The 20,600-nt window shown below is 56.4% G+C and carries 23 protein-coding genes; 9 read left to right on the top strand and 14 right to left on the bottom strand.

The window, feature by feature from the left end:
- Positions 1–20: 20 nt before the first annotated feature.
- The 8 genes from GFB49_RS16275 to GFB49_RS16310 form a co-directional block, all read right to left on the bottom strand.
- Entirely contained in the window at positions 21–524 is a 504-nt protein-coding gene (locus GFB49_RS16275) for a helix-turn-helix transcriptional regulator (RefSeq protein ID WP_153216983.1), read from the bottom strand.
- Positions 524–1,069 (bottom strand): cytochrome b/b6 domain-containing protein, encoded by a 546-nt coding sequence (locus GFB49_RS16280; RefSeq protein ID WP_153216984.1) that lies wholly within the window; start codon positions 1,067–1,069, stop codon positions 524–526. The genes GFB49_RS16275 and GFB49_RS16280 overlap by 1 nt, the downstream gene beginning before the upstream one ends.
- A gap of 78 nt (positions 1,070–1,147) precedes the next feature.
- Positions 1,148–1,408 carry a PepSY domain-containing protein gene (locus tag GFB49_RS16285; RefSeq protein WP_153216985.1) on the bottom strand — a complete coding sequence of 87 codons (261 nt, stop codon included), beginning with the start codon at positions 1,406–1,408 and terminating at the stop codon, positions 1,148–1,150.
- A 250-nt stretch (positions 1,409–1,658) separates the two neighbouring features.
- Entirely contained in the window at positions 1,659–2,414 is a 756-nt protein-coding gene (locus GFB49_RS16290) for an ABC transporter ATP-binding protein (protein WP_153216986.1), read from the bottom strand.
- A gap of 14 nt (positions 2,415–2,428) precedes the next feature.
- Positions 2,429–3,184 (bottom strand): ABC transporter ATP-binding protein, encoded by a 756-nt coding sequence (locus tag GFB49_RS16295; protein ID WP_153216987.1) that lies wholly within the window; start codon positions 3,182–3,184, stop codon positions 2,429–2,431.
- An 11-nt stretch (positions 3,185–3,195) separates the two neighbouring features.
- Positions 3,196–4,404, bottom strand: a complete 1,209-nt coding sequence (locus GFB49_RS16300; RefSeq protein WP_153216988.1) for a branched-chain amino acid ABC transporter permease — start codon at positions 4,402–4,404, stop codon at positions 3,196–3,198.
- A 4-nt stretch (positions 4,405–4,408) separates the two neighbouring features.
- Entirely contained in the window at positions 4,409–5,440 is a 1,032-nt protein-coding gene (locus GFB49_RS16305; protein ID WP_153216989.1) for a branched-chain amino acid ABC transporter permease, read from the bottom strand.
- Positions 5,441–5,618: 178 nt separating this feature from the next.
- The gene (locus GFB49_RS16310) at positions 5,619–6,965 is read right to left on the bottom strand and encodes a substrate-binding protein (RefSeq protein ID WP_153216990.1); all 1,347 of its coding nucleotides are present in this window, start codon (positions 6,963–6,965) and stop codon (positions 5,619–5,621) included.
- A gap of 226 nt (positions 6,966–7,191) precedes the next feature.
- On the opposite strand from GFB49_RS16310, the gene GFB49_RS16315 reads away from it, so the two are divergent.
- The 5 genes from GFB49_RS16315 to GFB49_RS16335 all read left to right on the top strand — a co-directional run bounded on the left by GFB49_RS16315 (position 7,192) and on the right by GFB49_RS16335 (position 13,313).
- Complete coding sequence (locus GFB49_RS16315) at positions 7,192–8,490, top strand: helix-turn-helix transcriptional regulator (RefSeq protein WP_153216991.1); 1,299 nt, start codon at positions 7,192–7,194, stop codon at positions 8,488–8,490.
- A gap of 91 nt (positions 8,491–8,581) precedes the next feature.
- Positions 8,582–8,962 carry a response regulator transcription factor gene (locus tag GFB49_RS16320; protein WP_153216992.1) on the top strand — a complete coding sequence of 127 codons (381 nt, stop codon included), beginning with the start codon at positions 8,582–8,584 and terminating at the stop codon, positions 8,960–8,962.
- A gap of 47 nt (positions 8,963–9,009) precedes the next feature.
- The gene (locus GFB49_RS16325; RefSeq protein WP_343032610.1) at positions 9,010–9,282 is read left to right on the top strand and encodes a hypothetical protein; all 273 of its coding nucleotides are present in this window, start codon (positions 9,010–9,012) and stop codon (positions 9,280–9,282) included.
- The gene (locus tag GFB49_RS16330) at positions 9,282–11,960 is read left to right on the top strand and encodes a sensor histidine kinase (RefSeq protein ID WP_153216993.1); all 2,679 of its coding nucleotides are present in this window, start codon (positions 9,282–9,284) and stop codon (positions 11,958–11,960) included. The genes GFB49_RS16325 and GFB49_RS16330 overlap by 1 nt, the downstream gene beginning before the upstream one ends.
- Before the next feature lie 81 nt (positions 11,961–12,041).
- Entirely contained in the window at positions 12,042–13,313 is a 1,272-nt protein-coding gene (locus tag GFB49_RS16335; RefSeq protein ID WP_153216994.1) for a FliM/FliN family flagellar motor C-terminal domain-containing protein, read from the top strand.
- A 146-nt stretch (positions 13,314–13,459) separates the two neighbouring features.
- On the opposite strand, the gene GFB49_RS16340 is transcribed toward GFB49_RS16335, so the two are convergent.
- Genes GFB49_RS16340 through GFB49_RS16355 form a run of 4 tightly spaced genes read right to left on the bottom strand, consistent with a single transcriptional unit; the run spans position 13,460 to position 15,631 of the window.
- On the bottom strand, positions 13,460–13,879 hold the full coding sequence (locus tag GFB49_RS16340) for a protein tyrosine phosphatase family protein (protein ID WP_153216995.1): 420 nt from the start codon (positions 13,877–13,879) through the stop codon (positions 13,460–13,462).
- 9 nt (positions 13,880–13,888) lie between these two features.
- A complete protein-coding gene (locus GFB49_RS16345) occupies positions 13,889–14,323 on the bottom strand; it encodes a DUF6691 family protein (protein WP_153216996.1) in 435 nt (144 codons plus the stop codon).
- Entirely contained in the window at positions 14,320–14,754 is a 435-nt protein-coding gene (locus GFB49_RS16350) for a YeeE/YedE family protein (RefSeq protein ID WP_153216997.1), read from the bottom strand. Before GFB49_RS16350 ends, GFB49_RS16345 begins: the two co-directional genes overlap by 4 nt.
- Before the next feature lie 13 nt (positions 14,755–14,767).
- Positions 14,768–15,631, bottom strand: coding sequence for an MBL fold metallo-hydrolase (locus GFB49_RS16355; protein WP_153216998.1), 864 nt, complete (start codon positions 15,629–15,631; stop codon positions 14,768–14,770).
- Between the two features lie 242 nt (positions 15,632–15,873).
- On the opposite strand from GFB49_RS16355, the gene GFB49_RS16360 reads away from it, so the two are divergent.
- On the top strand, positions 15,874–16,089 hold the full coding sequence (locus tag GFB49_RS16360; protein WP_153216999.1) for a hypothetical protein: 216 nt from the start codon (positions 15,874–15,876) through the stop codon (positions 16,087–16,089).
- A gap of 34 nt (positions 16,090–16,123) precedes the next feature.
- Here GFB49_RS16360 and GFB49_RS16365 read toward each other — a convergent pair whose 3' ends face one another.
- Positions 16,124–16,339 (bottom strand): hypothetical protein, encoded by a 216-nt coding sequence (locus GFB49_RS16365; protein WP_153217000.1) that lies wholly within the window; start codon positions 16,337–16,339, stop codon positions 16,124–16,126.
- 210 nt (positions 16,340–16,549) lie between these two features.
- Between GFB49_RS16365 and GFB49_RS16370 the strand changes: the two genes are divergently transcribed.
- The 3 genes from GFB49_RS16370 to preA all read left to right on the top strand — a co-directional run bounded on the left by GFB49_RS16370 (position 16,550) and on the right by preA (position 19,760).
- A complete protein-coding gene (locus tag GFB49_RS16370; protein ID WP_153217001.1) occupies positions 16,550–16,816 on the top strand; it encodes a DUF2312 domain-containing protein in 267 nt (88 codons plus the stop codon).
- Between the two features lie 259 nt (positions 16,817–17,075).
- On the top strand, positions 17,076–18,410 hold the full coding sequence (locus GFB49_RS16380; RefSeq protein WP_153217003.1) for an NAD(P)-dependent oxidoreductase: 1,335 nt from the start codon (positions 17,076–17,078) through the stop codon (positions 18,408–18,410).
- A gap of 51 nt (positions 18,411–18,461) precedes the next feature.
- Positions 18,462–19,760: an NAD-dependent dihydropyrimidine dehydrogenase subunit PreA gene (preA, locus tag GFB49_RS16385; protein WP_153217004.1), complete on the top strand. Its 1,299-nt coding sequence runs from the start codon at positions 18,462–18,464 to the stop codon at positions 19,758–19,760.
- 125 nt (positions 19,761–19,885) lie between these two features.
- Here preA and GFB49_RS16390 read toward each other — a convergent pair whose 3' ends face one another.
- Positions 19,886–20,500, bottom strand: a complete 615-nt coding sequence (locus tag GFB49_RS16390) for a TetR family transcriptional regulator C-terminal domain-containing protein (protein ID WP_153217005.1) — start codon at positions 20,498–20,500, stop codon at positions 19,886–19,888.
- Positions 20,501–20,600: the final 100 nt, after the last annotated feature.

The raw sequence follows: 20,600 nt of genomic DNA on the forward strand, positions 1-20,600 counted from the left end.
TTCAGTGATCCTGCAAGGTGTTACGCTGTGACGTCGCGGCGTCCCATCAACGTATCAATCAGTTGGCTCATGACTTCTGATCGATTGGCACAGCCGGATTTGCGATAAATCGCATTGAGCTGTGCTTTGACTGTCCCTTCCTTGCTGCCGCGCATTTCTGCAATTTCTGCAGTGCTCAACCCTTTGACCAGGAAAGTTGCCACATCGCGTTCTGCGGGGGACAGGGCCCAAAGGTCAAACTGGGCTTCGATCACGTCAAATACGGCGGATTGTGCGTCGGATAGGGCCGTTTCCAAGCGTGCTCTTTGCTGTGTGAGCCGTCTTAGGATCCGGATTTCAAAGAAGATCGCAGCGATCAGACCAAAGGTCGCCAGGATTTCAAAAATAACATGGCGACCTTCGTCTTCACCCACGTCCGGCACCAATACATCACCGATGATATCCCCAAGAAACACAATGGCACAGAGGCTTTGCACAACAATAAGGGGGACAAGGATGGCGGGCCTGGCCGGATCGGACTGCATCAGTTCTGGGGCTCCTGGGAATGTTGTATGGGCAGCTCTTTGTAGCCTGTGACCATCGAGCCCGCCAGATCGACTTTGTTCCGGTGGCTTTCAAAAATGACCGCAAGGATGTGGAGTGCCACGGATATTTCGGCCCAGGTCACCAAAGCTTCGTGCAGTTCTTCGGGCCAAGCGACACCCCAGAACGTGTTTGTGGTCATCAGGTAGCCGGTGGCACCAATTGCCAAAATCGTGGCAAAAAGATTGTAGATCATCAATGCCCCAAGGGGCGAATGACCCGCGTGTGGTTTTTGCCGCCCTGCGATCATGTCTTTGATTTGCTCCATCGAATGGCGCGCATCCGGAGGAAAATTTTTAAACCGGGCGTGTTCGCTGCCGACAAACCCCCAGACCAGACGCAACAGGACAAGCGCCATAACCCCATAGCCAACCCAGCGATGGATTTGCGCGTCAGGATCCAAAAAAATTGCGTTTGCCAGAAAAAGCCCCGCCAAAGACCAATGAAAAATTCGGACAAAGGCGTCCCAGACGTAAAAACTACGCATCGTCAGCTCCTTTGGAGTATCGTTGTAAGAAAGAGGAAGAGGCGCCACAAAGGCGCCCCAGAATGCAAGTGCGAGGCATCAATCTTCTTCGATTTTCATGATCTCCAGATCCGCATTCATATAGACCTCGTACTTTTGTCCGTCTTTCAGCGCATAGGCTTCAAACAGCTCATCTTCGACCTCGATCTTGCGCACTTCGAACCCTTGAGCGGTCAGGGTTTCACGGATCTGGGCCTCGAACTTGGGATCAATGGACGTATCGGAGGCGAGCGCTACAAGCGGCACAGCAATTGCGGTGGCCAATACACAGGCGGCGGTTTTGATCGTGGTAAATGTCATAGGTGTCACTCCATTTATCAGAGGTTATGGTGTCGAGAATTCGGGGCGCGGATCTGCGCTCCGTTGCAGTGACATTGCGGCTGCAGCTCCATTTCGAAATAGGCGGAGCGTTCTATAACCCTCTGAAAGCGTGTGTTTATAACTATGGTTTATGGAGAAAGGCAGTGATGATCACAAAAAAGGCCGCCCTGATGAAAGGGCGGCCGGCAATCTCTTGCGGTGCTGTCAGCTGGAAGGAAGAGATTGCAAATCAGATGGCGAGGTATTCGGCGCGCAACTCGTGGTTTTCCAGAACTTCCGAAGCGGTGCCGTCAAACACAATGCCGCCTGTGTCCAGGATGACCGCACGGTCTGCCAGTTCCAGCGCACGCACGGCGTTTTGTTCCACGATGATTGTGGTCATGCCCTGTTCCTTGATGTGGATAAGCGTCTTTTCAATCTCATCCACGATCACAGGGGCCAGACCTTCATAGGGTTCATCCAGCAACAGAACTTTGATGTCGCGGGCCAGCGCTCGGGCGATGGCCAGCATTTGCTGCTCCCCTCCCGAAAGGGTCACACCTTCCTGTTTGCGCCGTTCGCCAAGGCGAGGGAACAGATCATAAAGCCGTTCGATGGACCAGCCGATCGGGGGCGCAATCTGGGCGAGCTGCAGGTTTTCTTCCACCGTGAGGCCCGGAATGATGCGCCGGTCTTCGGGCACCAGACCCAGACCTGCGGTTGCGGCCTCATAAGAGGTCATCAGGTGCAACGGTTTGTGGTCCAGCCAGATCTCCCCTTGCGTCACCATTGGGGATCCGGTGCGCGCGATGGACCGCAGGGTTGAGGTTTTGCCAGCGCCGTTGCGGCCCAAAAGCGCAAGGATTTCACCTTCGTGGACGTTAAAGTTGATGCCCTGCACGATATAGCTTTCGCCGTAATAGGCGTGCATGTCCCAGACCGACAAAAAGGCCGGTGCGGTGGTGGCCATATTGGCGTTTTTGGAAAAGTCGGGTTTTACATTCATCTCTTGTCCTTTCCTTACGCCGATTCACCCAAGTACGCTTCGCGTACCTTCGGGTTGCCGCGGATGTTTTCCGGGTCGTCTTCCACCAAGGGTGTGCCCTGCGCCAGAACCGTAATCCGGTTGGCGAGGGAGAACACAACATGCATGTCATGCTCGATAATGGCGATGGTGATGTCGCGATCTGCTGCGATCTGTTTCAGCAGATCGATGGTGTTATTGGTATCCGCCCGGGCCATGCCTGCGGTGGGTTCATCCAACAACAGCAAACGCGGTTCCTGGCTCAGACACATGCCGATTTCCAACCGTCGTTTGTCCCCACGCGACAGAGAGGCCGAGTGCATATGGCGTTTGTCGGCCATATTCATCTCTTCCAGCATGTGTTCGGCTTTTTCCAGAACGTCTTTTTGCGACATCACATCGGAAAAGGCGTTCATTTCAAACGCGCCATCCCGTTTGGCAAAGCAGGGGATCATCATGTTTTCCAGAACGCTCAGATCTCCAAAGATTTCAGGCGTCTGGAACACGCGACTGATGCCCATCTGATTGATCTCAAATGGCGCGCGCCCCAGAACCGACCGCCCGTCGAACATGACCGATCCAGTGTCTGGGATCAGCTTGCCGACAAGGCAGTTGAGCAGGGTGGATTTGCCCGCACCGTTTGGGCCGATGATTGCATGGACCGAGTTCTCTTTGATGGAGAGGTTTACCTCGGACAGAGCCTGCAGACCACCAAAGCGCTTGCCGACGTTTTTGACTTCAAGAATACCCATCTGTCAGCTCCTTATTCTGCAGGCTTGGTGTGGTTCTGGCGTTCTTTGCCAGACCGTTGGAAGCGGTTACCCAGACGGCGACCGCCTTCGACCAGACCACCGGGCAGGTAGATCACCACCAGCATAAAGATGACACCGGTTGTAATGTGCCATTGCTTACCCACAAAGAGGTTGGTGATCGCGATGAAGAAGTCAGACATCCCATCCGGCATGAAGGAGAACCAGGTTTCCAGAACCCCTTTGTTGATCTTGGACAGGATGTTTTCCATGTACTTCAACACGCCCGCGCCCAAGACCGGTCCGATCAACGAGCCCACACCGCCAAGGATGGTCATGATCACAACTTCGCCGGATGCGGTCCAGAACATGCGTTCCGCGCCCACTTGGGTGTCCATTGCCACCAGAAGCCCGCCAGCAAGACCCGCATACATGCCAGAGATCACAAAGGCCGCCAGCGTGTAGGGTTTGGAGTTCAGACCGGTGTAGTTCATGCGCTGCTGGTTGGATTTCACCGCCCGCAGCATCATGCCAAAAGGCGAACGGAAGATGCGGATCGACAGGTAAAAGGCACAGAGCATGGCAAAGGCTGCGATGTAGTAGCCCGCGTTAAATGTGAACTGCCAGCCTGCGATGTCCAGTTTGAAACTGGATCCCATTTCCAGGCCAAACAGATGTGCCTTGGGGTTTGCTCCGGGGTCAAGTGGCGCATCCAGAATACGGGGATCTGCGACTTTGGGCTGCAGACCGGTTTCCCCGCCCGTCAGAATACCCCCAAAGAGCTGCCCGAAGAGGTCGGAATAGGCCAATTGATACATCATCATGGCAAAGGCCAAGGTCAGGATGGAAAAGTAGATGCCCGAGCGGCGCAGCGAGATCCACCCCACCAGAAAGCTGATCAGCCCCGCCACAACAACCGAAGCGACGATTGCCGGGATTACATTCATCGTCAGCAGCTTCATCATCCAGATCGCGGCATAAGACCCGACCCCCAGAAAGGCCGCATGGCCAAAGGAGAGGTAGCCGGTGAGGCCAAAGAGGATATTGAAGCCCACCGCAAAGATTCCAAAGATCACAAAGCGTTGCATCAGATCCGGGTAGCCTGCGTTGAACTGCGACATGGCGCTGTCTGCCGGGAAGGGGTTCAGGATAAACGGGGCAAAGAGGGTCAGTACTGCCACAATGATGAGCAGGCTGAGATCGCTTTTTTCGAGTTTGAACATAGTCTTAGTCCTCCATCACGCCTTTGCGACCCATCAGGCCACGGGGGCGGGTGAGAAGAATGATAATGGCAATCAAATAGATGATGACCTGGTTGATGCCGGGGATGATTGCGATCACTTCACGCATGGAGGCAAAGCTTTCCAGGATGCCCAGCAAGAAGCCTGCGAGCACCGCACCGGGCAGGCTGCCCATGCCGCCCACGACCACCACAACAAAGGACAATACCAGAAAGTCCATGCCCATATGGTAATTGGGTGAGTTGATCGGCGTATACATGACACCTGCAAGCCCAGCGACGGCAGCGGCGACACCAAACATGATGGTAAAGCGACGGTCGATATTGATGCCCAACAGGCCCACGGTCTCGCGGTCGGCCATGCCAGCACGCACCACCATGCCGAATGTGGTGAATTGCAGGAAGGAAAAGACTCCGCCGATGATCACAGCAGCAAAGCCAAAATAGATAATCCGCCAATAGGGGTAGATGATCACATTGGGGTCAAACCCGATGGCTGCTCCGAAATCAAAGGAGCCTTTGAAGGCCGCTGGGGCCGGGGTCGGGATTGGGTTCGCGCCATAGAAGTATTTGATCACTTCCTGCAGCACAATCGCCAGACCAAAGGTTACCAGAATCTGGTCCGCATGGGGGCGTTTGTAGAAGTGTTTGATCAAGCCACGTTCCATAATCACGCCGACAGCGATCATGATCGGAATGGCGAACAGCAGGGACAGCGGCACCGCCCAATCGATAATCGCATCTCCCGTCTCGACGCCAAAAAGGTCGTGTACATAGGGAACATCAACCTTGAGCGGATTGCCGAGGAAATCTTTGCGTGTCTCGTCAATCACCGTGTGGCTCAGGGTCAGGATCCGGGAAAGTGTAACAGCGCAGAAAGCGCCAATCATAAACAGCGCACCATGAGCAAAGTTGACGACACCGAGCGTGCCAAAAATCAACGTCAGCCCCAGCGCAATCAGAGCGTAGGCAGAGCCCTTATCAAGCCCGTTGAGTACTTGGAGGATTATTGCGTCCATTGTCCCACCCTTTTGGAAGCAGTGAGTTCAAAAAAGCCAAAAGAAACGCGCAGATCTGCGTGTTGTTGTCTGTTTGGCAATGTGTTCAGAAGTGGCGGCCGTGAGGCGGGGGCCATTGTGGTTGGCCCACCGCCGACTGTGTCACCTGTATAATAGTGCTTTACTGCTCTGAGAGCGTTTAGGCGCCGTTGTTACAGGATCCCAGCGCGCCGCCTTGGAATTGCGGGTGGTTCGGATCATAGGTCACCTGACCAACCGGTGTGACTTCTACGATTTCCAGAAGGTCAAACTCGGACGTCGGGTTTTCTTTCCCCTTCACAACCAGCACATCTTTGAAACACTGGTGATCCGCGCCGCGATACAGCGTCTTACCATTGCCCAGACCGTCGAACTCATAGTCCTCCAGCGCTTCGACAACAGCACATGGCGCAAAGGAGCCAGCACGTTCAACCGCATCCGCATAAAGCAGCGTCTGAACATAGCAGGTGTGTGCAGCCTGTGATGGCGGGAAGCCGTATTTGGTGCCAAACGAGCGTACAAAGGCTTGGGAACCTTCGTCCTGCAGCGACCAGTGCCAGTTGGTGGAGCCAAAGATGCCTTTTACGTTGGCGCCGGCACCCTTTGCCATCAGGCGGGAATACAGCGGAACGATGATTTGGAAATCTTTGCCGTTCACCTGCTTGTCGCGCAGGCCGAACTGAACCGCGTTGGTCAGCGAGTTCACCATGTTGCCGCCATAGTGGTTCAGAACCAACGTGTCGGCACCCGATTGCAGAACCGGCGCGATATAGGACGAGAAATCCGTCTGTGTCAGCGGTGTTTTTACAGCTGCTACAGTTTCCCAGCCCATAGCCTCGGTTGACGATTTCACCGCTTCTTCTGTGGTGTAACCCCAGTTGTAATCCGCGGTCAGGTGATAGGCTTTGCGATCGGTGCCATAGGCATTTGCCAGAACCGGCGCCAGCGCCGCACCTGACATGTAGGAGTTAAAGAAGTGGCGGAACCCATTGGCACGCTTGTCTTTACCAGTGGTGTCGTTTGAGTGGGTCAGACCCGCCATAAAGATCACGCCCGCCTCTTGGCAGAGCGCCTGAACAGCCACAGCCACACCAGAGGAGGAGCCCCCGGTGATCATAACCGCGCCGTCTTTTTCAATCATCGATTTGGCCGATGCGCGCGCCGCGTCAGATTTTGTCTGGGTGTCACCGGTCACATATTTGACCTCTTTGCCCAGGATGCCATTGCCTTGTAGCGCTTTGGAGCTGAAGGTGTTCAGCATGCCGCCGTCGCCAGCACCGTTCAGGTGCTCGATCGCCAGCTGATAGGCCCGCAGTTCATCAGCGCCTTCGTCCGCATAGGGGCCGGTCTGGGGCACGTTAAAGCCCAAAGTGACCGAGCTGCCTGTCGGCTCGTTGGTATACGCCGCCGCGGATTGCGCGGTGAAAATTGTCGGCAAAGCCAGACCAGCGCTCGTGACGGCACCAGTCTTCAGCACGCCGCGGCGCGATAGTTTAGAATTAACCATATTTTCCTCCCATAAATCGGCCATCACAGCTCCTCACTTCTGTGTTGGCCTGCACGATAAGTGCAAATTTACTATGCGGGAGGCCTGTAAAATTGCGCAATAAAACCTTTGCCTGAAAGGATTATTATGTAAACAAATACACAGTGAACCGTTGCATACTGTAAATTAACTTATGCGGCAGTGCAGAAAGTGTTTGATATTACTAATTTTGTCCGGGAGGGCGGATATGGCGCGACATATGTTAACCGGAAGCCGAATCCGCGAGCGGCGTCTTGTGCTTGGTTTGCGTCAGGCGGATCTTGCGCGTCAAGTTGGTATTTCCGCGTCCTATTTGAACCTCATCGAACACAACAGGCGCAGAATCGGCGGCAAGCTTTTGGTGGCCATTGCGCAAGCATTGGGCGTGGAGCCTTCGATGCTTACCGAAGGGGCCGAGGAGACATTGTTAAGCGCGCTGCGGGAAGCAGGGTCAGAAGGCAGCGCCCCTGTGGCGGAACTGGACCGCACCGAAGAATTCGCCAGCCGCTTTCCGGGATGGGCCGAAGTTCTGGCAACGTCGCATCGACGGATTGGTGTTCTGGAGCGCACGGTCGAAGTGCTGTCAGACCGGTTGACCCATGACCCGCAACTGGCGGCGTCGCTCCATGAAATGCTGTCCACTGCCGCTGCCATCCGATCCACGGCCGATATTCTTGCCAGCGATGACCCGCTTGAACCGGAATGGCTGGATCGGTTTCACCAGAACTTGAACCAAGATGCGCAGCGTCTGGCGGACAGCAGCCGCACCCTTGTGTCCTTTTTGGATGAAGAAAACACGATCGCCGACAAACAGGGCATGCCGCAGGATGAAGTGGACCGGTTTCTGGCGGATCACAGCTATCATTTTCCAGCATTGGAAGCCGAAAGCGAAACCCCAGCCAGTCTGGTGGCCCACGCTCCGCAGCTGCAAAGCCAGGTGGCCAAAGACATCGCCCAACGTGTTCTGGAAGGGTATGGGCACAACATGCGCAGGCTGCCGCTGCGGTTATTAATGTCGGGGATCGCCGAATGTGGGACGGAACCCGGTGCATTGGCGCAAAAGTTCAATGTGCCGCTGGAACATGTGATGTTGCGTCTTGGCATGATGGCCGAGGAGGATCTGGGCACCGAGGTGGGCTGTGTCGTATGTGATGCCTCGGGTGCCGCTTTGTTGCGTCGGCCCATTGGCAATTTCTCTATTCCGCAATATGGCGCGGCCTGTCCGTTGTGGCCATTGTACCAAGCGCTGAGCCGGCCACATATCCCGTTGCGGCGTGTCATTGAGCAACAGGGGCGTGGCGGACAGAAATTTGTATGCTATGCCTATGCTTGGCACGCTGGTCCCGCAGGATTTGGTACGGATCCTTTGGTTCAGGCGGTGATGTTGATTTTTCCATCGGTCGATGAGAAAGAAGAGCCGGTATCAGTGGGTGCGAGTTGCCGGGTTTGTACGCGTGAAGGTTGTGATGCGCGCCGTGAACCAACGATCCTGCGGGATGGGTTTTGACAGCACGGGCGTGAGGCGATTACGTTGAAGACTATGAAACGCGCCGTGACGGACACGTCTGGGAGGCGGTGCAGGGGAGGATTTGCTGCTGATGAGCAGACATGTCGTATTGATCGAGGATGAGCCCAATATCACTGAGGCCATTCGATTTCTTTTATTGCGCGATGGCTGGACGGTTGAGGCCCATGCAGATGGGGCCTCGGCGGTTGAGTTTATCGAGGCGGCGAAGCCGGACATCGTGATTTTGGATCTGATGTTGCCGGGCAAAAGCGGTCTGGATGTCGTGCGCGAACTGCGAGAGCGGGATGGGGCCCAAGACTTACCGGTCTTGATGCTGACGGCACGGGGCCAGATCAAGGACCGTGAAATGGCGGAAAAGGCGGGTGTGACCCGTTTTATGACCAAACCTTTTGCCAATGCAGAGGTTCTGACCGCTGTGCGTGACTTATGTGCGCAAGCCGAACAACGCTGATTGCCTCTGATGGGGCCGAGCGCGAAGGAGAAATAAAAAGCTCCTTTGTGGATCGGCGGACCTATCGGCGGCGGCGGTTGATGGATCTGTCGCGGATGCTGCCCGTGCTGGGCGGTCTGCTGCTGGCTGTACCGCTGATGTGGCCACAGCGGGCGGAGTCACCGGATCCCATGCCGATGTCCACGGTTTTGATCTATGTCTTCTCGGTCTGGCTGCTGTTGATTTTGCTGGCCTTGTTCTTTGGCCTGGCTGTGCGGCGATGGGCGCATCATTGGATCGATGCGCCACATGCGCCTGTCGATGACGCAGAGGGGCCTTGATGGGATCTCTGAACACGCTGGTTCTGGTCTGCCTGGCCTATGTGGTCTTGTTGTTTATCGTGGCCTTTTTCGCGGATCATTTGGCGGCCCGCGGAAAAAGCGCCCGGTGGATGCGGTCGCCGCTGATTTATACGCTGTCTTTGTCGATCTATTGCACCGCCTGGACCTTTTATGGTGCGGTGGGCAACGCCGCGCGGTCGGGGCTTGAGTTCATTACCATCTACCTGGGGCCAACGCTGGTTATGGTTGGATGGTGGTGGGGCCTCAGAAAGCTGGTGCGCGTCGGGCGCAGCCAGCGTATCACCTCGATCGCTGACCTTCTGTCGGCGCGCTATGGGAAATCCAACACGCTGGCCATTGGGGTGACCCTGTTGGCGGTGATCAGTGTGACGCCTTACATTGCACTGCAATTGCAGTCGATTACCCTGTCTTTTGCAATTTTTGCCGAGGCCGATCCCAGCAGCCGGTTCAGCGACACCAATACAGTGTTTGGGGTGGCGGTTGGACTGGCGGCCTTTGCGATCCTGTTTGGGACGCGCAATCTGAACGCCAACGAACGCCATCACGGGGTTGTGACGGCCGTCGCGCTGGAAGCGATTGTGAAACTGGTGGCTTTGCTGGCTGTCGGCATCTTTGTCGTCTGGGGCATCGGTGGTGGCATTGGCCCGACGCTCGAACAGATCGACCGCTCGCCTATTGGCAGCTGGCATGTGGATGCCGGACGGTGGAGCACGCTGATCTTCCTGTCGGCTGCCGCCTTTGTGTGCCTGCCGCGCATGTTTCAGGTTACCGTGGTGGAAAACGAGGATGAACGGCATTTGCGCACGGCGTCCTGGGCGTTTCCGCTTTATCTGATGTTGATGTCGCTGTTTGTCTTGCCGATTGCGGCCATTGGTCTGCAGATCATGCCCGAAAACACAAACCCCGATCTCTTTGTGCTCGCCATTCCCTTGAGCCTGGGGCAGAACGGTCTGGCGATGTTGTCGTTTTTGGGTGGGTTTTCCTCCGCGACCTCGATGGTGATCGTTGCGGCTATGGCGTTGTCGACCATGGTGTCAAACCACATCGTGATGCCGATCTGGCTGCGCAACCAGTCGCCGGGCGCGTCTGTTTCGGGGGATGTGCGCAACGTGGTGCTTTATGCACGCCGCCTGTGTATCGGCCTGATCATGGCGCTGGGGTATCTGTATTACCGCCTCAGCGGTGGCGGCGCGGCGCTGGTCACCATCGGTCTGGTGGCCTTTGCCGGGATTTCCCAAATCCTGCCGGCGCTGGTGGGAGGATTGTTTTGGCGCGGCGCGACCCGCAATGGCGCGCTGGCTGGTATCGCGGTTGGCTTTACCGTGTGGCTCTACTGCATGTTGTTGCCGGCCATGGGGCAGGGCGTGTTCAGTGACTCGGTCATGCATAACGGACCCTGGGGGGTGGCGTGGCTCAGACCACATGCTTTGTTCGGGCTTGAGGGGCTGGATCCAACCGTGCATGCGGTGTTCTGGTCGCTCAGCTTTAACACGGTGGTCTTTTGCGCCGTGTCCCTGCTGGGGTTCCCCAGCCCGCTGGAACGCTTGCAGGGCGCGCAATTTGTACATGTCTTTGAACATTCCGCAGGCCCCCGTGGGTGGAGCGGTTCGGTGGCGCAGTCCGAAGATCTGATGGTGATGTCCCAACGCATCCTCGGCTCGCGCGAGGCGCAGGCGTTTTTTGATTCCGAACGAGAGCGTCAAGGCGGGCGCGGTGCTTTGCCCGAACCGACGCCAACGTTTCTGGAGCGGCTGGAGCGTGAGCTGAGCGGCTCGATTGGGGCGGCGGCGTCCCATGCGATGATTGGCCAGATTGTGGGCGGTTCATCTGTTTCGGTCCAGGACCTGATGGCCGTTGCGGATGAAACGGCGCAGATGCTGGAATACTCCAACCAATTGGAGCTGCAGTCTGCCAAGCTGGAAGATACTGCGCGCAAGCTGCGGATTTCCAACGATAAGCTGACGCAGATCTCGGCCCAGAAGGATTCCTTCCTGAGCCAGGTGAGCCATGAGCTGCGCACGCCGATGACGTCCATCCGGGCCTTTTCCGAGATCCTGCGGGACGCTGAAACGATGGCCCCAGAGGACAAGAAACGTTATGCCGGTATCATTCATGATGAGGCGCGGCGGTTGTCGCGCCTGTTGGACGATCTGCTGGATCTAAGCGTTCTGGAAAACGGTCAAGTGACGCTGAACTATGAAAACGGCGATCTTGCTGACGTTTTGGACCGTGCTGTGGCCACTGCTTTGACCGGTGTTGCTGAACCGTTGGAGGTGAAGCGCAACGGGTCCATTGAACATGTCAGGGTTGCATCTGATCTTGACCGACTCGCGCAGGTTTTCATCAACCTGATTGCCAATGCGCAGAAGTATTGTGACGCGATTCATCCAAGTTTGACCATTCGTGTGCAAAAATTCGGCACTGGTGTTTTTGTTGATTTTATCGACAATGGCCAAGGCATCCCGGAAGAACATCAGCAGATGATTTTTGAGAAATTCTCGAGGGTTAGCCCAGAAAAAGCCGGAGGCGCCGGCTTGGGACTGGCCATTTGTCGCGAGATCATGGAACGCCTTGGCGGCGATATTGAATACATGCGTGGCAAAGGGGGCGCAGCGTTCCGGGTTTCTTTGCCGGTTGGGGCCGAAATTGGTAAATAGCTGCATCGCGTAAAGATCTTAGTAACCACCTGTCGTTAGACCTTTTGGAAAAGGGGCACGAACCGGTGCAGGCTGATCTCTATGGCTGAATCAATCAAAGCAGACTCTTCTGGCGACATGATCAATGTCTTGGCCAAGAAGCTGGCAGCGACCAAAGAGGGGACAAAGACGCTTGGCAGCTCTTTGACGCTCAAGGCTCTGCGGCGCTCTCTCGCGCGGGCGGCCGCGGATCTGTGCGAACTGCCTTTGGGGGTGATCGCTGCCCGGCAGGCCAACGCCACTCCGGAAGACCTGACATCCCATTTGTCCGATCGCGACCTGCTGATCGTGCTGGATGGGCCACATGGCCGGATTGGCGCGGCGTCATTGGACGCGGCTTTGGTCACGGCACTGATCCAGCAGCAAACCATGGGGCAAGTTCTGGGCCTTGGTTCAGACGGGCGCAATTACACGCCAACCGATGCTGCCATGATGGCGGAATTTCTGGAGCGCACTTTTGAGAAGGTGACATCGCTCCTTGAAGGCGAAGGCGACAGCAAAACCTTTGCGGGGTATAAATTCGGCGCGCAAATCGACGCTGTGCGTAACTTGATTCTGGGGCTTGAGGGTGAAGATTACCGCGTAATCCGTGTCACGGTCGATTTGGCTGGCGGGATGATGCAGGGCGAACTGGTTCTGGTCTTGCCGGAGCCCAAGATTGTCGACGACTCTGACGAGCCGACGGTTGGCCGATCGTTGGGGGCGAATATGAACTCTTTGCGCGCAGAGTTGAGCGCGGTGTTGTGCAAGGTCAATGTCCCGCTGAAAGAGTTTTCAACTCTGAGTATCGGTGACATGATTCCTCTGGATCATGCGTTTTTGTATGAGACTGATTTGCAGACCATTGACGGCCGCAGTATTGCGCAAGGACGACTTGGGCAGATGAACGGCGCGCGGGCGGTTCGTATGAGCGTTGGTCCAAGTAAGGCTCCACCGGAAACCCAACAAAGCGGTGAATTTGGCTCGGTCGTGGGCCCGGCTCCCAGCGCCTTGAGCCAACCCACCCTGGACCTGGAAGTCGCAGCAGATGGCTTGCAGGACATGGGTGATCTGGGAGGATTTGGCGGGGGTGATCTTGGAGGCGATCTAGGCGGTGGCCTGGGTGGTGATCTGGGCGGCGACCTTGGCGGTGGTCTTGATGATTTGGGCGGCGTGGATGAACTGGCACCGCTTGGTGACTTTGGCGGTGATCTGGGCGGAGATTTAGGAGCGGATCTGGGTGCGCTGCCTGATATCGACAGTGACCTTGATTTTAATCCAGACGAAGCAGCCGCAGAGATTTCCGAGCTTGCGGGCCTGGGTGGTGACAACTGATTGAACGGTCAGCCCCGTTTAACCTGCGTTGGGCTGAATGGTCACAGGTCCACCTTCCTGACGTGAACATCAAGCGATGCTCTGACACATGAACGCAAACGCGGACCAAATGGGCCCGCGTTGTTTGTTTTAAATCGGCGAAGGGATCAGGCCAGGGAGGTAAGCGCAGGACGCAGGTTCGACAGGTCGTACCCAGCCTCTGCCGCAGTGCTCAGCACCGCATCAACGCCAAGATCGCCAACTTGCCCCAAGGCCCAGACCACGGAACAGCGTGTTCCGGAGGCGCAATAGGCCAGCACAGGGCCCGGATTGTTTTCATACATGTCGCGCTGCGCGGCAACGTTTTCCGGGGTCATGGTCTGGTGGGTCAACGGCAGGACTTCAAATTTCAGACCTGCGGCCTCAACCGCGTCTTGCAACGCCAAAGCCTGATGGCTGGGCGGGACTTCCGCGTCCGGGCGGTTGCAAATAACGGTTTTGAAACCAGCTTCAACAATGGCGGGAACATCCTCAACCGCGATTTGCGGGGAGACCGAATAGCGGGGTGTTAGTGTACGTATGTCCATGGATTTGTCTTACGCGTTTGCAGTGGACCGGTCCAGTTGGATCGACACATGAGGGGACAATTGCATGCCACACAACATCGCGATGAAAAAGAGAGCACCGCTGACCCCCTGGTAGCTGAGGGATGCAATTGCCGGGCCAGGGCACAGACCGACCAGCCCCCAACCGACGCCAAACAGGACAGAGCCAAGGATCAGCTTGCGGTCAAACTCGGTGCGGGGCGGGGCCGGAAATTGCCCCCCCATAAGCGGCACGCGGCCCGCGGTCATCTGCCAGGCAATCGCCATGGGGATCAGCGCGCCCCCCATCACAAAGATGAGCGTTGGATCCCAGGCCCGTGACAGATCCAGAAACCCCTGAACTTTGGCCGGGTTTGTCATGCCGGACAGAAACAGGCCCGCTCCGAACAGCCCGCCGGACAGGGCGGCCACAATCAAACGTGTCATGAGAAAGCTCCAAACAGGTGGCGCATCACCGCGACGGTTGCCGCGCCGGCTCCAATGTACAGGATCGTGGCCAACAGGCCCCGCAGCGAAAGACGTGAAATACCGCAGACACCATGTCCAGATGTGCAGCCATTGGCCAGTCGGGTGCCAAGCCCAACCAGCAGGCCCGCGCCCAGCAAGAGGCCAAGGTTTGAAGTGACCTCAGCCTCAACCGACACATTTGCCCCATAATGCAGCAGGGCAGGGACGGCGATCACACAAGCGACAAAGACCAAGCGTTCAATGCGGGCCGTGGCTTCGCCACCTTTGGTGAGCAAACCGCCCAGGATGCCGCTGGCCCCCATGATCCGCCCATTGCCAAGCAGAAGAACTGCTCCGGCCAATCCAATGAGCCCGCCACCGACAAGACCCCAAATCCAATCACTTTGCATGTTTTGGTGCTCCTTACAGCTTGTTCACTGGCACTTTGAGGTAGACCGAACCGTCATCTTCGGGCTCGGGCATATTGCCTGCCCGCATGTTGACCTGCAGCGACGGGAGGATCAGGCGGGGCATGCCCAGGGTCGCATCACGGCTGTCGCGCATCGCTACAAATTCCTCGATGGTTTTGCCCGCGCCAATATGGACGTTCAGCGCTTTTTGTTCCGCGACGGTTGTCTCCCAGGCGTATTCATCGCGGCCCGGCGCCATATAGTCGTGGCCAACAAAGATCCGGGTGTCATCCGGCAGCGCCAGGATCTTTTGGATGGACTGGTAAAGGGTTTCCGAGCTCCCACCGGGGAAATCACAGCGCGCGGTGCCGAAGTCGGGCATGAACAGCGTATCACCAACAAAGGCCGCGTCGCCGATCACATAGGTCAGACAAGCCGGCGTATGTCCCGGCGTGTGCAGAACCCGACCTTCCAGCGCGCCGATGGAGAAAGTATCGCCTTCTTCAAACAGCTGATCAAACTGGCTGCCGTCGCGCTGAAACGCGGTGCCTTCGTTGAAGACTTTGCCAAAGGTGTCCTGTACGATTGTAATATTGCGACCGATGCCAATTTTACCGCCCAACTTGTTCTGTAGATAGGGCGCGGCTGAGAGGTGGTCCGCATGCACGTGGCTTTCGAGGATCCACGCCACAGTCAGGTCGTTTGCAGTGACCCAGGCGATGATCTCATCGGCTGAGGCGGTGTCGGTTCGCCCGGCAGCTGGATCATAGTCCAAGACCGAGTCAATGATTGCACAGGTTTTTTCACCTGGGGCCGTGACGACATATGAGATCGTGTTTGTCGCCTTGTCAAAGAAGCCACGCACGGAGGGTTGCATATCGGTTCCTTGTCATCTGATTAGATATGTAGATATGTGAATGTGTTTTTACACATATGCTGTTTCTTTGACAATTCAAACAAAAAAATTCTGCAAATCGAGCAACCAAAGGTTGTGCGGGGTGCCAGTGCGCGTACTTTAATCAATACGTGGGCATGTTGCAGCGGCTTTCATAATCAAATCTTTGATTTTGGAAATTGTCGGCTATGATCAAGCTTACATGAGTGTAGGGAGGACACATCATGAATACGAGTGAACTGCTGACCTATGCGAAGCACCTGGAACAACAAATCCTGGCTGCGTCGGACACTGGTCGTTTAAGCTTTCAACCACAATTGCGTGCGGTGCTGCGCGATCTCCGACAAAGCGGGGCCGATGTGCCGTCACGCCTACGTCGCCTAGACAGCATGCTGGAGGAGCAGGCTGCGGAACAGATGTTCGACAATATGCCGATCTAACGGGGCAGACCTGGCCAGGGCTGCCACCACAGCTTTAGGCCAGGAACAACCCAACCATCACACAGATCAGCCCCAACACTGACAGCAGCAATGCACCCATATTGTAGGGGATGACTTTCTGAACCTCAGCGCGGAGCTCTTCGTCGCTGAGGTTTTTACGTTTTGCCAGGGCGACCTTGGCAATACAGCCCAAAAGCCCAACCAGACCTGCCAAGGAAATGGCGGCGCCCACCCATACTAGAATTTCCATGCCTCAGGTCTCCGTTGACTGCTGTCTCCCTCGGAGGCTTGGCTTAAGGGGTCTTTGGGCCAAGTGCAACTGAGCAATTGCGCTCGCAATTCCCTGCCAAACCTCCCTGTGCGGTTCCATCCAGACTTGCAGCGGGTGAAACAGCCGAGTATCCAGTGTCAAATCTGTTTTCAAAGCACATGCATCGAGCAGGATGCGCATGGAGCCCCTATGGACATCACCGAAGACGAAAAGAGCGAAACCTACCGTGTCACCGCAGGCGAGCTGCGTCAGTTCATCGAGCAGTTTGAGCGTCTGGATGAAGAAAAGAAAGCGCTGGCCGAGCAGCAAAAAGAGGTGATGGCCGAAGCTAAGGCGCGTGGATACGACACCAAAGTCATGCGCAAGGTGATCGCGCTGCGCAAGCGCGACAAGGACGATATCGCCGAAGAAGAGGCGGTGTTGGAGATGTACAAAGAAGCGCTTGGCATGGCGTAAGCTGCCATCGGCTTTGGCCGAAGAGAGTTGCGTTTGAAAACCGTCTGTGCCGCGCATGGGCGGTTTTTTTGCGTCTGATCGCAGTCAATGCGGGAGATGCTGAAAAAATATGCTTGGCGATTTGTGGCGGTAATCCAACTGTTTATTCCTCATCGAGCACAGCTGCTCCCCTGTGGCGCGATCTCGAAAAAATTTTACCAGTTGATAAAAAAATGAAACCTGTCACTCTGATTGTCAGAAAAAGACAGGGAGACACCCAATGGCACACAGCCATCAGGCATCAGGTATCCAGGCCGGGCGATTGACGGCCGATGATATCGCCACGAATTTCGAGGACCTGCATCACCCCTTTGACGCGCACGAAGCTGCGGTGGCCGCAGATCGCTGTTACTTTTGCTTTGACGCGCCTTGCATGCAGGCCTGTCCGACATCCATCGACATCCCACAGTTCATACGTGAGATCCAGGGCGGCCAACCCACAGCGGCGGCCAAGACGATCTTGGAACAAAACATCCTGGGCGGCATGTGCGCACGGGTCTGCCCGACCGAGACGCTGTGCGAAGAGGTTTGCGTGCGCGAAACTGCCGAGGGCAAGCCGGTGGAAATTGGCCGCCTTCAGCGTTTTGCCACGGATACGCTAATGGAGAAGGGCGTCCATCCGTTTACGCGGGACGCCACCACAGGGAAGAAGGTTGCGGTTGTCGGAGCGGGTCCCGCAGGGCTGTCTGCGGCGCACCGTCTGGCGATGAAGGGCCATGACGTTGTGGTGTTTGAGCATAAATCCAAAGCCGGCGGTCTGAACGAATTTGGCATCGCCGCCTATAAGTCCACCAATGAATTTGCCGCGCGGGAAGTTGCCTGGCTGATGCAGATCGGTGGCATCACCATTGAATACGACAAGGGCTTTGGCAAAGGTCTGACCCTTGATGGCCTGAAGGCCGATTATGACGCGGTCTTTCTGTCCATCGGTCTGGCGGGCGTCAATACGCTGCGCGCAGCGGGCGAAGACAAAGACGGCGTGCGGGATGCGGTCGATTTCATCGAAGATGTACGACAGGCCGATGAGCTGAGCGCGCTCCCGGTTGGGCGAAATGTTGTGGTCATAGGTGGCGGCATGACTGCGGTTGATGCGGCAGTGCAATCCAAATTGCTGGGGGCGGAAAACGTCACCATCGCCTACCGCCGGGGACGCGATGCCATGGGCGCAAGCCGGTTCGAACAGGACCTTGCCGCGTCCAAAGGCGTGAAGCTGATGTTCAACGTCATGCCTCGGGAAATTCTGGGCAACGGCGCATCGGCTGAGATTGAATTGGAGTATACGCAGGTGGTGGATGGCCGTGTCACCGGCACCGGAGAGACCACGCGTCTGGCGGCGGATCAGGTGTTCAAGGCAATTGGCCAAACGCTGGAAGGGGCACCGCAAGGCCTCGCCCTCGTGGGGGGCAAGATCCAGGTGTCTGACACAGGTCGCACCTCGGTGGATGGGGTCTGGGCCGGGGGCGACTGTGCCTCGGGCGGGGAAGATCTGACGGTGACCGCCGTGGCCGAAGGGCGCGACGCCGCTATGGACATTCACGCGAGCCTCATGGGCTGAGCCAGCCGGGTCCTGTTATGGATCCAGGCAAGCATGAAAAGGAGCTGATAAATGGCTGACCTTACGACAGAATTTCTTGGTATAAAATCTCCAAACCCGTTCTGGCTGGCCTCGGCACCGCCGACGGACAAAGAATACAACGTCCGCCGCGCCTTTGAGGCCGGTTGGGGCGGTGTGGTCTGGAAAACATTGGGCGCAGAGGGCCCGCCGGTCGTCAATGTGAATGGCCCGCGCTATGGCGCGATCTGGGGCGCGGATCGGCGACTGCTGGGTTTGAACAATATCGAACTGATCACGGATCGTCCGCTTGAGGTCAACCTGGAAGAGATGACCCGTGTGAAGAAGGACTATCCAGACCGGGCGCTGATCGCCTCGATCATGGTGCCTTGTGAAGAAGAAGCCTGGAAAAAGATCCTGCCGCGTGTGGCTGAAACCAATGCTGATGGGATTGAGCTGAACTTTGGCTGCCCCCATGGGATGGCAGAGCGCGGCATGGGATCGGCCGTGGGGCAGGTGCCCGAATACATTCAGATGGTCACGGAATGGTGTAAACAATATTATGACCGGCCGGTGATTGTGAAGCTGACACCAAACATCACAGACATCCGCTATCCGGCGCGTGCGGCCCATGCAGGCAATGCGGATGCGGTGAGCCTGATCAATACCATTAACTCGATCACCTCGGTTAATTTGGATCAGATGGCGCCCGAGCCGATGATTGGTGGCAAGGGCACCCATGGCGGCTATTGCGGTCCGGCGGTCAAACCCATTGCGATGAATATGGTAGCTGAAATTGCCCGGGATCCGCAAACCGCGCAGCTTCCGATTTCGGCCATCGGCGGTGTCACCACCTGGCGTGATGCGGCAGAGTTCATCGCCTTGGGGGCGGGAAATGTTCAGGTCTGTACGGCTGCGATGACCTATGGGTTTGGTGTGGTCAAAGAGATGATCACGGGCCTGTCGGAATGGATGGATGAAAAGGGCTATGCCTCCATTCAGGATTTCAAAGGCATGGCCGCGTCAAATGTCACCGATTGGCAGTATCTGGATCTGAACTATGTCACCAAGGCTAAAATCAACCAGGCGGATTGTATCAAATGCGGACGTTGTTATGCGGCGTGCGAAGACACGTCGCATCAGGCCATTGCCATGTCCGAGGACCGGGTGTTTTCGGTCAAGGATGAGGAATGCGTTGCCTGTAACCTATGCGTCAATGTCTGCCCGGTGGAAGGCTGTATCACAATGGAAGAGGTGCCAACAGGCCAGGTGGATGCCCGCACCGGTGAGGTTGTGAGCGGAGAATATGGCAATTGGACCACCCATCCCAACAATCCAATGGCGGCCGAATGACAAAAGAAGAGGGGCGCAACTGCGCCCCTGTTGCCCCTGACGGGGCATAAGTATTTTGGAAAAGGTGAAAGACGGGTGTCTTGCCTAATGTCCGGCCTTGGGTTGGGCCGCCGCTCAGCTCTCAGTTAGCTCTCAGGGCGCAACAGCCGCGTATAAAGCGTTTCCAGGAACGCCGGGGCCGCATCAAAGGGGTCTTCGTCTTCCATCAGCGTGCGCACCTGGGTTTCGAAATCCGCGTAATGCTGGGTCAGGGCCCAGATCGAAAACAAAAGATGTTTGCTGTGAATGCGGTTTAACTTACCGGCCGCCATCCATTGGTCGATCACTGCGGATTTTTCGTCGACCAGGGTCTTGAGATCGGTTGAAAGCGTGTCGAGCATGCGCGGTGCGCCCTGGACGATTTCATTGGCAAAGAGGCGGCTTTCCCGGGGGAAGTCGCGGCTCATTTCCAGCTTGCGCGCAACATAGGCCTGGATTTCGGTAATCGGGTCGCCGTTGGGATCCAGCGCTTGGAGCGGGGCAAGCCAATTGTCCAGAAGTTCAGACAAGACTGCTGTAAAAATGGCGTCTTTTGATGGGTAATAATAAAGGAGGTTTGGTTTGCTTAGCCCCGCAGCTTTGGCAATTTGATCCACGGTGGCACCGCGAAAACCGCTTTGGGAAAAGACATCCAGGGCAGCCTCGCGAATGGTTGCACGGTTACGTTTCTGGATCCGGGACGTGGTTTGGCTTTTGGCCATAGTGGGCTTTCTGCTCCGTTTTAGGATGGGACTGATAATCTGCCTTTATTTCGATCAATGTCGGGTTTGGGGCTGTTTGGGTGTCTAAATTGTGGGCATT

The organism is Tritonibacter litoralis, from assembly GCF_009496005.1.
Taxonomy (GTDB): Bacteria; Pseudomonadota; Alphaproteobacteria; order Rhodobacterales; family Rhodobacteraceae; genus Epibacterium; species Epibacterium litoralis.

Coding starts and splice junctions, on each gene's coding strand:
- GFB49_RS16340 (WP_153216995.1), bottom strand. CDS start 13,879: ATGGACATACGTACACTAACACCCCGCTATTCGGTCTCCCCGCAAATC.
- GFB49_RS16285 (WP_153216985.1), bottom strand. CDS start 1,408: ATGACATTTACCACGATCAAAACCGCCGCCTGTGTATTGGCCACCGCA.
- GFB49_RS16275 (WP_153216983.1), bottom strand. CDS start 524: ATGCAGTCCGATCCGGCCAGGCCCGCCATCCTTGTCCCCCTTATTGTT.
- GFB49_RS16390 (WP_153217005.1), bottom strand. CDS start 20,500: ATGGCCAAAAGCCAAACCACGTCCCGGATCCAGAAACGTAACCGTGCA.
- GFB49_RS16295 (WP_153216987.1), bottom strand. CDS start 3,184: ATGGGTATTCTTGAAGTCAAAAACGTCGGCAAGCGCTTTGGTGGTCTG.
- GFB49_RS16290 (WP_153216986.1), bottom strand. CDS start 2,414: ATGAATGTAAAACCCGACTTTTCCAAAAACGCCAATATGGCCACCACC.
- GFB49_RS16360 (WP_153216999.1), top strand. CDS start 15,874: ATGAATACGAGTGAACTGCTGACCTATGCGAAGCACCTGGAACAACAA.
- GFB49_RS16320 (WP_153216992.1), top strand. CDS start 8,582: ATGAGCAGACATGTCGTATTGATCGAGGATGAGCCCAATATCACTGAG.
- GFB49_RS16380 (WP_153217003.1), top strand. CDS start 17,076: ATGGCACACAGCCATCAGGCATCAGGTATCCAGGCCGGGCGATTGACG.
- GFB49_RS16330 (WP_153216993.1), top strand. CDS start 9,282: ATGGGATCTCTGAACACGCTGGTTCTGGTCTGCCTGGCCTATGTGGTC.
- GFB49_RS16310 (WP_153216990.1), bottom strand. CDS start 6,965: ATGGTTAATTCTAAACTATCGCGCCGCGGCGTGCTGAAGACTGGTGCC.
- GFB49_RS16300 (WP_153216988.1), bottom strand. CDS start 4,404: ATGTTCAAACTCGAAAAAAGCGATCTCAGCCTGCTCATCATTGTGGCA.
- GFB49_RS16315 (WP_153216991.1), top strand. CDS start 7,192: ATGGCGCGACATATGTTAACCGGAAGCCGAATCCGCGAGCGGCGTCTT.
- GFB49_RS16305 (WP_153216989.1), bottom strand. CDS start 5,440: ATGGACGCAATAATCCTCCAAGTACTCAACGGGCTTGATAAGGGCTCT.
- GFB49_RS16355 (WP_153216998.1), bottom strand. CDS start 15,631: ATGCAACCCTCCGTGCGTGGCTTCTTTGACAAGGCGACAAACACGATC.
- GFB49_RS16350 (WP_153216997.1), bottom strand. CDS start 14,754: ATGCAAAGTGATTGGATTTGGGGTCTTGTCGGTGGCGGGCTCATTGGA.
- GFB49_RS16335 (WP_153216994.1), top strand. CDS start 12,042: ATGGCTGAATCAATCAAAGCAGACTCTTCTGGCGACATGATCAATGTC.
- GFB49_RS16365 (WP_153217000.1), bottom strand. CDS start 16,339: ATGGAAATTCTAGTATGGGTGGGCGCCGCCATTTCCTTGGCAGGTCTG.
- preA (WP_153217004.1), top strand. CDS start 18,462: ATGGCTGACCTTACGACAGAATTTCTTGGTATAAAATCTCCAAACCCG.
- GFB49_RS16345 (WP_153216996.1), bottom strand. CDS start 14,323: ATGACACGTTTGATTGTGGCCGCCCTGTCCGGCGGGCTGTTCGGAGCG.
- GFB49_RS16370 (WP_153217001.1), top strand. CDS start 16,550: ATGGACATCACCGAAGACGAAAAGAGCGAAACCTACCGTGTCACCGCA.
- GFB49_RS16280 (WP_153216984.1), bottom strand. CDS start 1,069: ATGCGTAGTTTTTACGTCTGGGACGCCTTTGTCCGAATTTTTCATTGG.